At 65.2% G+C, this 11,992-nt stretch carries 15 protein-coding genes; 5 read left to right on the plus strand and 10 right to left on the minus strand.

From position 1 onward, the window contains the following. Nucleotides 1-84 precede the first annotated feature (84 nt). Nucleotides 85-255 carry a Flp family type IVb pilin gene (locus tag M2336_RS13040; protein WP_264572869.1) on the plus strand — a complete coding sequence of 57 codons (171 nt, stop codon included), beginning with the start codon at nt 85-87 and terminating at the stop codon, nt 253-255. Between the two features lie 128 nt (nt 256-383). Further along, on the plus strand, nt 384-560 hold the full coding sequence (locus M2336_RS13045; RefSeq protein WP_181559709.1) for a Flp family type IVb pilin: 177 nt from the start codon (nt 384-386) through the stop codon (nt 558-560). A 98-nt stretch (nt 561-658) separates the two neighbouring features. Here the strand turns inward: M2336_RS13045 and M2336_RS13050 are convergent, their stop codons facing one another. From M2336_RS13050 to M2336_RS13070, 5 genes are all read right to left on the minus strand, one after another. Continuing rightward, a complete protein-coding gene (locus tag M2336_RS13050; RefSeq protein WP_264572870.1) occupies nt 659-2,140 on the minus strand; it encodes a M48 family metalloprotease in 1,482 nt (493 codons plus the stop codon). 91 nt (nt 2,141-2,231) lie between these two features. Beyond that, on the minus strand, nt 2,232-3,176 hold the full coding sequence (locus M2336_RS13055; protein ID WP_264572871.1) for an acetyl-CoA carboxylase carboxyltransferase subunit alpha: 945 nt from the start codon (nt 3,174-3,176) through the stop codon (nt 2,232-2,234). Between the two features lie 9 nt (nt 3,177-3,185). After that, complete coding sequence (locus M2336_RS13060) at nt 3,186-4,115, minus strand: tyrosine recombinase (protein ID WP_264570345.1); 930 nt, start codon at nt 4,113-4,115, stop codon at nt 3,186-3,188. After that, nucleotides 4,115-5,920 carry a hypothetical protein gene (locus M2336_RS13065; RefSeq protein WP_264572872.1) on the minus strand — a complete coding sequence of 602 codons (1,806 nt, stop codon included), beginning with the start codon at nt 5,918-5,920 and terminating at the stop codon, nt 4,115-4,117. The genes M2336_RS13060 and M2336_RS13065 overlap by 1 nt, the downstream gene beginning before the upstream one ends. A 42-nt stretch (nt 5,921-5,962) precedes the next feature. Then, entirely contained in the window at nt 5,963-6,154 is a 192-nt protein-coding gene (locus tag M2336_RS13070; RefSeq protein WP_181559713.1) for a hypothetical protein, read from the minus strand. Nucleotides 6,155-6,250: 96 nt separating this feature from the next. Here M2336_RS13070 and M2336_RS13075 point away from each other — a divergent pair, with 96 nt between their 5' ends. Together M2336_RS13075 and aroB are read left to right on the plus strand one after the other, a co-directional pair. After that, nucleotides 6,251-6,805: a shikimate kinase gene (locus M2336_RS13075; RefSeq protein WP_264572873.1), complete on the plus strand. Its 555-nt coding sequence runs from the start codon at nt 6,251-6,253 to the stop codon at nt 6,803-6,805. Further along, nucleotides 6,802-7,899 (plus strand): 3-dehydroquinate synthase, encoded by a 1,098-nt coding sequence (gene aroB / locus M2336_RS13080; RefSeq protein ID WP_264572874.1) that lies wholly within the window; start codon nt 6,802-6,804, stop codon nt 7,897-7,899. Before M2336_RS13075 ends, aroB begins: the two co-directional genes overlap by 4 nt. A gap of 15 nt (nt 7,900-7,914) precedes the next feature. Here aroB and M2336_RS13085 read toward each other — a convergent pair whose 3' ends face one another. From M2336_RS13085 to M2336_RS13105, 5 genes are read right to left on the minus strand one after another with little or no spacing between them, the layout of a single operon-like run. Beyond that, entirely contained in the window at nt 7,915-8,250 is a 336-nt protein-coding gene (locus tag M2336_RS13085) for a DUF423 domain-containing protein (RefSeq protein WP_264572875.1), read from the minus strand. Further along, nucleotides 8,247-8,696, minus strand: a complete 450-nt coding sequence (locus M2336_RS13090) for an iron-sulfur cluster assembly scaffold protein (RefSeq protein WP_264572876.1) — start codon at nt 8,694-8,696, stop codon at nt 8,247-8,249. Before M2336_RS13090 ends, M2336_RS13085 begins: the two co-directional genes overlap by 4 nt. Before the next feature lie 12 nt (nt 8,697-8,708). Next, nucleotides 8,709-9,284, minus strand: a complete 576-nt coding sequence (locus tag M2336_RS13095; RefSeq protein WP_181559718.1) for a CvpA family protein — start codon at nt 9,282-9,284, stop codon at nt 8,709-8,711. A 9-nt stretch (nt 9,285-9,293) separates the two neighbouring features. Then, entirely contained in the window at nt 9,294-10,661 is a 1,368-nt protein-coding gene (radA, locus tag M2336_RS13100; protein WP_264572877.1) for a DNA repair protein RadA, read from the minus strand. Between the two features lie 42 nt (nt 10,662-10,703). Beyond that, entirely contained in the window at nt 10,704-11,150 is a 447-nt protein-coding gene (locus tag M2336_RS13105) for a host attachment family protein (RefSeq protein ID WP_264572878.1), read from the minus strand. Nucleotides 11,151-11,260: 110 nt separating this feature from the next. Between M2336_RS13105 and M2336_RS13110 the strand changes: the two genes are divergently transcribed. Next, the gene (locus tag M2336_RS13110) at nt 11,261-11,965 is read left to right on the plus strand and encodes an endonuclease/exonuclease/phosphatase family protein (RefSeq protein ID WP_181559721.1); all 705 of its coding nucleotides are present in this window, start codon (nt 11,261-11,263) and stop codon (nt 11,963-11,965) included. Nucleotides 11,966-11,992 lie beyond the last annotated feature (27 nt).

Genomic DNA, 11,992 nt, shown 5'->3' on the forward strand with positions numbered 1-11,992 from the left:
ATGCTCGGGCGATCATCCTACAAATTGTTAACGGCTTGCGCTTTACACCGCGTTGGACCGACATCTGCTTTCAGGAAAACCCTCGTGCGGGCCTTCATCCACAGCCTTCTCGTATCCCAAAAAGGCGCCACCGCCGTCGAATATGGGTTGATCCTCTCGCTGATCGTGCTGGCGCTCGTCACAGGCGCATCGCACCTGGGTTCATCGACGACCCGTACCTGGAATGAAGTATCGAACGAAGTGACCAGCCATTAACCACCATTTTTTTACAACTGGGCCCTAGGTTAGGAATTTGGAAATCAATCGGCCGTATCGATAGCCTGCTTGCTGACCCCATTCAGTAGCCGGGTGTGATTGATACCAAGGATTTGAGGAGACCTCCTATGAAGACCCTTCGCAAGTTGTTCAAGAACGACAAGGGCGCGACCGCCATCGAATATGGCCTGATCGCAGCCCTGATCGCCGTCGCCGCCATCGCCGGCATGAGCGCCATTGGCGGAAGCCTCGGCAACACGTTCAACAACGTGTCGGACGAGCTTGAGACGCCAGCCGCATCCTGACGAGTTATCAGTTTACTGAGGCTGTTTCGACGACTCCCTCATAAGAACGGGTGGCGACCTCGCGGTTGCCACCCGTTTTTGTTTATTCAAACGAGCGCTCAGTAGGTCACGATCTTGACCCGACTGCCTGCGGCCAAAGCGGTGTTGGACGACAATCCGTTCAGCACCAGGAACCGCTCGACCCTGTAATCGTCGAACTCCATGCGGCTGGAGAGTGCCTGGACGGTATCGCCCTGACGCACCGTCACCAGTTGCAAGCGACGCGGTTTGATCGCCGCCGCCTCCTTGTCCGTCATGCGCGTCACGGAGTTGATCAGCGTGGAGAGCGATCCAAGGCCGCGGCCGGCCGGCGTGACCGTGATGAAATGATAGGCCGTGGACGGGCCGAACTGATAGGCAACCACCGTCACGTCGAGCCGTGTCCCCTGGCTGTTGGCCATGCTGGCCGAGCCCGACGCGACCGGCAGGCCGTTGATGGTGGTGCGCTGGACGCGAATGTCCGGCGCCTGCCCTTGCCCAGCCAGCTGATTGAAGACTGACTGAACGTAGCCGTCGAGATTGCCATTGAACTGCGCCATCGAGAATTGCGCCTGGCCGGATTGGCCGACCACGGCCACGGCGCTGGCGCCGTTCTGGATCGAGAAGCCCTGGGGTGCCGTGAACTTGAGCTTCATCACCGGATGCAGGAACTGGTTGCCCTGCACGATCCCGTCCTTGGGATCGTCGCCGTAGATCATGCCGCCCAGCTGATTGAGGAACACGTCGCGGTTGCGCAGCGTGTTCGTCGAGCGTGTCGCCTGCGCATTGGTGAGCGCGCGGCGGACGCGGGAGGCGGGATCGGGGTGTGTGCTGGCCCATTCGGGCACCGCCGTACCCTGACCGCGCACCTGCCCGTCCAGCGTGTTCTGTGCCGCCAGCGAGGCGAGCATGGATGACAGCGCCCTGGGATCGTAGCCCGCGCTCGCGAGATAGCGGATGCCAAGATCGTCCGCCTCATATTCCTGCGACCGGGAGAATTTGAGGGTCAGCAATTGCGTGCCCGTGCCGATGCCGCGTTGCAGGAGCTGGCCCAGCCCTGAATCGCCCGCGACAGCGCCAACCAGCACCTGCCCCAGCACGCCGAGGATCGAGTTGCGCGTGGCTGCGCTCTGGCGGCGCTGGCCGTGCTGGGCTGCCACGTGGCCGACTTCATGGCCAAGGACGCCCGCCAGCTCGGCTTCGTCATTCATGAGTGCCAGCAACTGGCGAGTCACATAGACATAGCCGCCGGGGATCGCGAACGCGTTGTTCACCGATGAATTGAGCAGGCTGATCGTGAAATCATTCTGCTGGTTCGACAGGCTCGATTGGACGGCGATGCGCTTGCCGACGCTGGTCACATAGGTGGCCTGCGGACCGTTATAAATGCCGCCGAATTCCGCCAGAAGCTCCGGATGTGCCTTGGCGCCTTGCTGGCGCTCGGACTGGCTCATCGAGGTCGCCGTGCGGATACCGCCCTGCTGTGCCTCACTCGATTGCGTGGTTGCGCAGCCTGCCACGAGGGCGCCGCTCAACCACAGCATCAGATATTTGCGGCCCATGGCCTCCCCTTCTCATTCAGGTCTATTTTGCGACGAACCGAAAATAGACAGACGTTGAGGGAATGCAAATCGCCTTGGGCTGTTCCCGTTGTCAGGCGCCCATGGCCAGAAACTTCTGCGCTCGCTGCGTGCGCAGCGCATTCGAATCTTCGCTGGCGAGGGCACCAAGCTCTTCCAGAATTGCGCCCTTGAGGCTTCCGATGGCCGAGTCGGGTGCGCGATGAGCACCGCCCATCGGCTCCGGAACGATCCGGTCGATCACCCCCAGGCTGGCGAGCTGCTGCGCGGTGACCTGCATCGCCTGCGCCGCGTCCGCCGCCTTGTCGGCAGTCCGCCAGAGGATGGAGGCACAACCCTCAGGCGAGATCACAGAATAGATCGCATGTTCGAACATCAGCACGCGATTGGCAGACGCCAGCGCCACGGCGCCGCCCGATCCGCCCTCGCCCACCACGGCCGCGACCAGCGGCACGCCGAGGGTGAGGCAAGCCTCGGTCGCACGCGCGATCGCCTCCGCCTGGCCCCGCTCTTCGGCCTGCACGCCGGGGAAGGCGCCTGAGGTGTCGACCAGCGTTACCACGGGCAGGCCAAAACGATCGGCCAGCTGCATCAGCCGGATCGCCTTGCGATAACCATCCGGCATGCCCATGCCGAAATTATGCTTCACCCGGCTGGCGGTATCATTGCCCTTCTCATGGCCGATCAGCATCACCTTGCGGCCCTCGATGGTCGCAAAGCCGCCCTGGATCGCCTGATCGTCAGCAAAGGCGCGGTCGCCGGCGAGCGGCATAAAGTCGCTGCACATGCCCTCGACGAAATCGCGGAAGTGCGGCCGCTGCGCATGGCGCGCGACCTGCGTCTTCTGCCAGGGCGTCAACCGCGCGTAGAGATCCCCGAGCATCGCCGTCGAGCGCTGCTGCAGCTTTTCGACCTCCGCATCGATATCGATGGAATCATTGTCCGCCGTCTCGCGCAATTCGTCGATCCGGGCCTGGAGTGCCGCTACCGGCTTCTCAAAGTCGAGATAACTGATCATGCTCGCGCGCTATACGCCGCGTCGCTTGAGGTCAACGAGCGGATGGCGTGCATTAACGAGCGCAACCAGTCGCGCGGCGTCGACATGGGTATAAATCTGGGTGGTCGCGATGTCGGCATGGCCCAGCATCGCCTGCAGTGCGCGCAGGTCTGCGCCCCCTTCCAACAGATGGGTCGCGAAGGCGTGACGCAGGACATGCGGGCTGACCCGCGCCGGATCGATCCCGGCCTCGGCGGCCAAAGCGCGCACCAGCTGGAAGAGGCGCACGCGGCTCAAATAGGATTTGCCTGACGGGAAGAGCCAGGCACTGTCCTCCGGCACATGCGCTCGCCACGCGGCCACGGCCGCGCGCGCACGGTCGGAGATCGGCACAAGCCGCTCGCGCCCGCCCTTACCCCGCAGGATGAGAAAGGGGCGATCGGTCGCCATGGCCTTGGCGGGCAACGAGACCAGTTCGGTCGCGCGCAGTCCCGATCCGTAGAGCAACTCGATCAGCGCCGCGAGCCGCAGGTCGAGCGGATTGACCGGCACGCGCGCCACCCGTTCGGCGATCACCGCAAAAATCGCATCGACATCCTGATGAGACAGTATTTTGGGGAGCGGACGCTGCAGGCTCGGCCTTGCCAGAGTCGCGGTGGGATTGTCAGCCCGGACCGCCTCCGCCTCCAGAAAAGCGAAGAAACCTCGTAGCGCCGAAAGTTTGCGCGCGACCGTCGATGTCGCGAGGTCCCGCCACGATGCAGCCAGCGTAGCGAGCCGGGCCGCGTCCGCATCTGCCAGCCCCTGGCAGAGCGCCGCAGCGTCTTCGAGATCGGTTCGATAGGCAAGCAATGTGTTGCGCGAGGCACCGCGCTCGGCCGCCATCATGGTGAGATAGCGGCTGATCAGCGTGGCATCGCGCGAACCGACGATCGACTCGCGCTCGTCCGCACCGGCCATCAGAGCCGGGCCATCGCCTCGGCGCCGATCATCCGCGCATAGGCCTCAAGACCGACAGCGTTCAGGCTCGATATGATGTAATAGAGCTGCTCGGGCGTCATGTTGCGCCAGTTGAGGCTCTGCATCCCGACGCCCGCCAGTAGCGCTACTGTGCCCTGTTCCCGGCGTGCCGCCGCCGCAACGATTGCCCGGACCCATGGACGCCGCGAAGACAGGTTGATCCCGGCATCCTGCAAAAGCTGCGACCGCTCGCCAGCAGGCAGGCGATTGAGCCCACCCAGCACGGCGACAAGGCTATGCCCAAGCAACTTGTCTTCTGCCTCATCGGCGTCGACAAACGCGGCGATACGATTTGCCGAGAGGTCCACCGCCGCATCGGGCAGGCCGGTCGCCAGTAGGGCCCAGCTGCGCTGCTGTGCGTCACCGTCCAGTCCCTCGAGCACGCTGCGCCAGCGCGCGGCGCTCCGATCATAGCCGCCCGCAAGCATGGCAGCGATCAGCCAGGGCGTATCCTCGCCTGCTTCGGCGTAGACCGGCAGCGCCGCAGCCGCGCGCGCGACAGCGGGCAAAGCGCCATAGTAAACGCCGCCCGGCCCCGCACTCCAGCCACCTGCCGGCTGGGCCTGCCAGAAATCGCGCATCGCGGAAATTCGCGCGCCGGTATCGCCCGAGCCATAGGCCGTCCGCAACCAGTCGACGCGATCATTCGCGGCAGCCTCGGCGGACTCGTCCTCGGCCAAGGCAGCAAAGAAGCCCAATGTTGCGGCGCCCGAGAAAACGCCCAGCTGTGAGGCGACTCCGACACCCGCCAGACGATCCATCGGCGACAGATTGGCCGCGCGAGCCTGCCAGGCGAGCACCTGCGGCCCGGCCGTCTGGAACAGCGCGGGCGGAATGGCGACATTGGTCGCGGTCGCCAGGCCATAACGCCATGTCGTAAGTTGGCTCACGCCATCCCACTCAATCTTTACCGAGCGGCGGCTGTTCGGCCCGGCGCCGACCACCTTTTCGGCAAGCCGGTAATCGATGCCGCGGGCGATGCCGCGCCGCTGCGCCTGGCTGAGCAATGCGCTCGCCGTGCCCTGATCTGCCGAGAACGACGCGCAGATGGCCTGTGCCATGAACCAGCCCGGCTCGTCGCTCATATCCCGCGCGCGCGGTAGCAGCGGGCAGAAGCCGGCGGGATCAGCGGTAGCAAGTTGCACCTGCATCGCCACGGAATAGAGCCGGCGGCTATACTGATCGGCATCGACCTGCTGGATCAGCAGGCGCGCATTATCCGCCTCGCCCATGCGCAGCAGCAGCCATGCGCGCTCGGCGGCCCAGTCCGCACCACCGATGTCCGACGGCGTGGAGACCTGAGAAAGCAACGCCCGGCGCATCAAAATGCTCGCCCAGCGAGACATGACCGGCGCGCGCATCGTGCGCATAACGCCTGCAAGGGCCTGCCCATTGCGTTGCCCGAAAGCGCTCTCGCCAAGGCCGCCCTGCGCCCTCTTGAGTGGGCCGATCCGGTCCAGAGACCGGCGTGCGGACGGGGGCAGATCGTATTTCTCGGCGATTTCGTCGGCAGCCGTCTCGTTCACCGCCTCGTCGGCTGCCATGGCATTGGCGGCGCGGTCGATCACCGCGCCGGGTGGCAGTAGCGGCGTTGGCGCCGGCGAGGCCGGCCGCGCGGGCTGCGGTGTCGCCGGCTGCGGCCCGCTGGGCGACGGCGTCGGCGCGGCATCGCCAAATCCGGGCGGCAGCAGCGATTCAGGGCCGCTCTGCGCCAGCACGGGAATGCTGAGCGCCAGCGCGCTCATCCCCGCCAGCAAGCCAATCTGTCTGCCTCGCACTGCCCTGCCCTAACCGGCAAGTTGCTCGGCGGAAACCGGCAGCTCGATCTCGGTGACGGGTCGTTCAGCGCCATTCCACCAGGACAGCACGAGGAGCAGCACGATGACGACCAACAGAATGACGCCGATCAGCGACAGCGGATTGCGCGGACGGCGTGAGCGATAGGACTGTTGATAAGGGTCGCGGCGGCTGAGTTTCATGATGGGGGATCGGGCCTTACCGTTGCAGTGACATATGCCTGATGGCGTTCGAACGCCGTTGCCTCAGACGTTGGCGGCTGTATAGCCCCGCAGATCATGGGGCGAAACGATAAATATCGCGAAGAGGCCATCGCAGGGGCATCCGCAGGACCATCCATCGTCCTGGTGGGCCTGATGGGCGTGGGAAAGTCCACCATCGGCCGCCGCCTCGCAGCCCGGCTTAACCTGCCCTTTGTCGATGCCGACGACGAGATCGAGCGGGCGGCCGGGATGACCATTCAGGAAATCTTCGACACCTATGGCGAGCCGGCCTTTCGCGATGGCGAACGGCGCGTGATCGCTCGGCTGATCGACGGCGTGCCCAAGATTGTCGCCACCGGTGGTGGCGCTTTCGTCAATGACGAGACGCGGGCGCTGATCCTCGCGCACGCCACGGCCGTCTGGTTGGATGCGGATATCGACATTCTCGTCGACCGCGTTTCCCGGCGCGATGGCCGCCCCCTGCTCAAGGGCCGTGAGCCGCGCGAAGTGCTCAAGAGCCTCGCTGCGGCGCGCACGCCCTTTTACCAGCAAGCCCCCATCCACATCAAAAGCTCGGACTCGCCGCATGAGGCGACCATCGACAAGATCGTGAAAGCGCTCAACCCATGACCACCGTCCCCGTTTCCCTTGGCGAGCGCAGCTATGATGTCCGCATCGAAGCCGGGCTGATGGAGCGCGCGGGCGAGGCGCTGGCGCCCTTTGCCAGCAGCCGACCCTTTCTGGTCGTGACGGATGCGCATGTCGCTTCGGCTCAATGGCCGCGCCTGGCGGCCGCGCTGGAGCGGGCCGGGCTGGCGGCCGAGCTGGTGACGCTGCCCGCTGGCGAATCCACCAAGAGCTGGCAGCATCTCGAAGCCCTGACCGACCGGATGATCGCCCACGGCATCGAACGGCGGGACCATGTGATTGCACTGGGTGGCGGGGTGATCGGCGATCTGGTCGGTTTCGCGGCATCCATCGTCAAGCGCGGCTGCAACTTCGTGCAGATCCCGACGACATTGCTCTCCCAAGTGGATAGCTCGGTCGGCGGCAAGACCGCGATCAACAGCCGGGCAGGCAAGAACCTGCTCGGGGCCTTCCATCAGCCGTCGCTCGTGCTGATCGACCCCGATACCCTCGATACGTTGGGTCCACGCGAAGTGCGCGCTGGCTATGCCGAGGTGGTGAAGTACGGCCTGATCGACGATGCCGAGTTCTTCGCCTGGTGCGAGGCGAACGGCACGGCGCTGATGGCTGGTGACCCCGAGGCCCGCGCCCACGCCATTGCCCGCAGCGTCGCCGCCAAGGCCACCATCGTCGCCGAGGATGAGCGCGAGACCAGCGGCCGCCGGGCGCTGCTCAACCTTGGCCACACCTTCGGCCATGCGCTGGAGGCGGAAACTGGCTTTTCGGATCGACTGCTGCATGGCGAGGGTGTCGCTGCGGGTATGGCACTGGCCTTTGGATACTCCGTGCGGCGCGGCGAATGCCCGCTCGAGGATGCAGAGCGGGTCGTCGCGCATCTGCGCGCGGTCGGCCTGCCCGCCTCGCTGGCGGATGCGGGTGTCTCCGCTTCTGGTGCGCGGCTCGTCGAGCATATGCTGCATGACAAGAAGATGAGCAGCGGCACCCTGCCCTTCCTGCTGGCCCGTGGTATCGGCAAGACCTATCTCGCCAAGGATGTCGATCTGGCGGACGTTGCCGCCTATCTCGACGGCGCCTGAAACAGGCAGATCGCCTCAGTCAGCGCGCGCGAGTTGCCAGGCCAACCAGAGCCATCCCAGGATCATCACCACGCCGCCAATCGGCGTGATTGCGCCGAGCCAGCGCGGGGCACCCAGTGCTATGGCGTAGAGCGTCGCCGCGAACAGCGCGCTGCCGCTCAGCAATGCCCATGAAGGACCATTGCTAACCGGCAGGCGCAAAATGGCGAGCACTGCCACGGCATGGACAAGCTGATAGACGCCCCCGGTCCGTAACCACTCCGCCGCCTGCGGGCTGCTGGCAGCATGAGCGCCGAACGCCGACGCGCCGATGGACAAGGCGGCGCTCAGCGCGGCCAGCATGCCGATCATGACGACGCCTCCCCGTGCGCATCCCCTTGCGCGCGAGCGAGGGCGGCGGCCGTGGCCTCGAATGCCAGTCGCATTGAGGGGTGCCGGGCGGGATAATCGCGACCGGCTGCGAGCAAGGCGAGATCCGGCCAGTCCGGCAGGGCATCCTGCTCCCCGGCCAGATAGCCCCGCCATGCCTCGCTCACCGAGTCGATGGTTGCGTGGTCTGCACCGACAGCTTGCGCGGCGAGAATCGCCGAGGCGGCCTGCCCCAGCGCGCAAGCCTTGGCATCCACCCCGAAGGCGGTGATGCGGCCGGCCTCATCCACCCGCAGGCTGACCGAGACACGACTGCCGCAGGTCGGCGAGCGCCGCTCCTCGACGAAATCAGCCTGCTCGAGCGGCGGATAGGCGGAAATGCCGGCAGCGCGGCGCAGCACGTCCATGCTGTAGAGCGCGCTGCTCATGCGCCGGTGCCTTCACTGCGCGGCATTGCTGTCCTCGCCACTCGCGTTGCTACTCTCAGCGCCATCATCCTCAAGAATACCGAGCAGGCCACCGCGGCGGCTGTTCTCCGCCATCCAACCGCTCATCGCCGCGCCGCTCGCGCTCAGGAGCGGATAGGAACGGGACAGCCGCATCCAGTCCGGCCGATTGGTCTGCACGCCGTAGATGGCATCATAGCCGATCGTGAACAGCACGAAGGCGATGGTCGCCACCAGCAGGCCCTTGATGGCGCCGAAGCCAAGGCCCAGCGTCCGGTCGAAAAGGCCGAGCAGCGACGTCTTGGTCTTGTCGCCGATCCAGCGCGCCAGCAGCGTGCCCAGCATGAAGACGACGCCGAACACCGCGACGAATGCCAGCAGCGCCGCCACATATTCCGCCCCCACGATGGTATCGAGCAGAGCGGTAAACGGCGCGTGGAACAGCCGCACCGCGACGATGGCGCCGATCAGCGCCGCAAGCGATAGCGATTCGGTCACGAAACCGCGCAGGAAGCCCCGCACGGCCAGGCCACCGATGAGCAGAAGAACGGCAAAATCCAGCACGGTCATGCCGGCTGGCTAGTCCCGCCCAAGCAGATGGTCAACAAGATCGCCGAGCCGGCGGAATCCGGTCGTCGAAATGCCACTGGCCTGCGCCGCGCTGGATGCCGGCAACAAGGCACGCCCGAAGCCGAGCTTGGCAGCTTCCCGCAGGCGCAGCGCACTATGGGCGACCGGGCGCAACTCGCCGGACAGTGCAATTTCCCCGAGCATCACAGCATCATGCGGCACGGGTTTTTCGGAAAGCGCCGAGATCAGGGCAGCAGCGACGGCAAGGTCGGCGGCAGGGTCCTGCAAGCGGTAACCGCCAGCGACATTGAGATAGACCTCGCAAGTCGCAAAGCTCAAGCCGCAGCGGGCTTCGAGCACGGCCAGCACCATGGCCAGCCGGCCGCTATCCCAACCCACGACGGCCCGGCGCGGGGTCGCGCCACTGGCCAGCCGCACCGTCAGCGCCTGCACTTCCACCAGAACCGGCCGCGTACCTTCAAGCGCGGGGAAGACGGCCGTGCCCGCCACGCGCTCTTCACGGTCCGTGAGGAACAGCGCCGAGGGGTTGCCGACTTCCTGCAGTCCCTCCTCAACCATTGCGAACACGCCGATCTCGTCCGTGCCGCCAAAGCGATTCTTGATCGCGCGCAGGATACGATACTGGTGGCTGCGCTCGCCCTCGAAGCTGAGGACGGTGTCCACCATATGCTCCAGCACGCGCGGACCGGCGATGGTCCCATCTTTGGTGACATGGCCGACGAGAATGAGCGCGGTCCCGCCCCGCTTGGCAAAGCGAATCAGCTCTTGCGCGCTCGCCCGCACCTGGCTGACCGTGCCCGGCGCACCTTCGATCAGGTCGCTGTGCATGGTCTGGATCGAATCGATGATGAGCAGATCGGGTTCTTCCCGCTGCCCCAAGGTCGTCAGAATATCCCGCACCGACGTAGCGCTGGCGAGATGCACCGGCGCATCGCCCAGCCCCAGCCGCCGCGCGCGCAGCCTGACCTGATCGGCAGCTTCCTCGCCGCTCACATAAACGACGTGACGCCCGGCCTTGGCCATCCGCGCCGCAGCTTGAAGCAGCAAAGTGGACTTGCCGATGCCCGGATCGCCGCCAATCAGACTGGCGGACCCGGCCACCAGTCCCCCGCCGACCGCGCGATCGAACTCCGGCAGGCCGGTGCTCATCCGCTCGGGCAGAGCGATATCCGCGTCCAGTCCAATCAGATTGATCGCCTGCCCGCCCGCTTGTAGATCGTGCTTGGCCGAGAACGCCGTGGGCGGCGCTTCCTCGATCAGACTGTTCCATTCTCCGCAGTCATCGCACTGCCCTTGCCAGCGGGACGCCACCGCCCCGCAGGCCTGGCACACATATCGACGTTTCACTTTCGCCATGCCCCCTCTTAGCAGAACGAAGCGGGAACGCCAGAGGCGAGATCAGCTCTTCATGAGTATCTGTTCGATCTCGTCGACCGGATGGCTAGTGAGCGTCTTGCCGATTTCGCCCGCGAGCCGATCCTTGAGCGTCTTGTGATAATGGCGGCGCATCTCGCCCAGGGTGATCGGTGCCGCGACGATGACGAGGTGGTCGAACGATCCCTCCATGGCGCGCTTGTTGAGCAGCGCAACCGCATCCGCCGCAAACCGATCCTCCGCCTGCTGCTTGAAGTCGGTTTCTTCCATCGCGCTGCGATCCTGGCTGTTGGGTGCCGAGGCGAAGCTGCGCCCGGGACGATCGGTCGAAAGATCCTGATCCTGCTCGGATTTCTGCTCCACCGCCTCTTCGACCTGAAGGTTAAGAAACTCCTCGTCGCCAGCATTACGGAACAGCAGCATCTTGCTGCCATCGACCACCATCACGAGCGCGTCATGAGCAACTTTCATCATCATCCTCCAAGATTGCGATATAAGTTGAATGGCTGAGCTGGCGCGGAGTTGCCTTTTTCTTGGCCATGGGGTTGCCTTGCGGCCGATAAGGCCAAATCTACGGCGCAATGATCAAGGTCGCTTCTTACAACATCCGCAAAGCCGTCGGTACCGATCGGCGCCGCATGCCAGAGCGCATCATTGATGTGCTGAACGAACTGGATGCCGATGTGATTGCCCTGCAGGAAGCCGACCGCCGCTTCGGCATCCGTCATGCGGTGCTGCCGGATCGCCTGCTGGAGATGCATTCGGATTATCGCGCCATCGAGTTGCCGACGCGAGTCGAGAGCATGGGCTGGCACGGCAACGCGCTTCTCGTCCGGCGCGACCAGAGCCATGCCGATGCCAGCGTGATCCATCTCCCCTGCCTCGAGCCGCGCGGCGCTGTGATGGCCTGTATCGAGATCAAGGGCATTCGCCTGCGGACGGTGGGGATGCACCTCGACCTCTCCGGCCTCTGGCGGCGGCGGCAGGCTGCGGCGGTTCAGCATCATGTCGATATGGTAGATGTCCAGCATCCCGCCGATGCGACCATCCTGATGGGCGACACGAACGAGTGGACCGCCAATCGCGGGTGCCTGCAGGATTTCTCGCGCCACTATGACATCGCGCCATGCGGCCGCAGTTTCCACGCCCGCCGCCAGATTGCCGAACTCGACCGGATCATGTGGCGGGGCGGCCTGACGCTGACCGACAGCGGCGTCCATTCCTCCGTTCTGGCCCGGCGCGCGTCCGATCATCTGCCGGTCTGGGCCACGTTCGACCTTCGCTGATTTGCGGATAATCCGTGCAACGGCTCG

Origin of the sequence: Sphingobium sp. B1D7B, assembly GCF_025961965.1 — a bacterium.
In the GTDB taxonomy this organism is placed as follows: Bacteria; Pseudomonadota; Alphaproteobacteria; order Sphingomonadales; family Sphingomonadaceae; genus Sphingobium.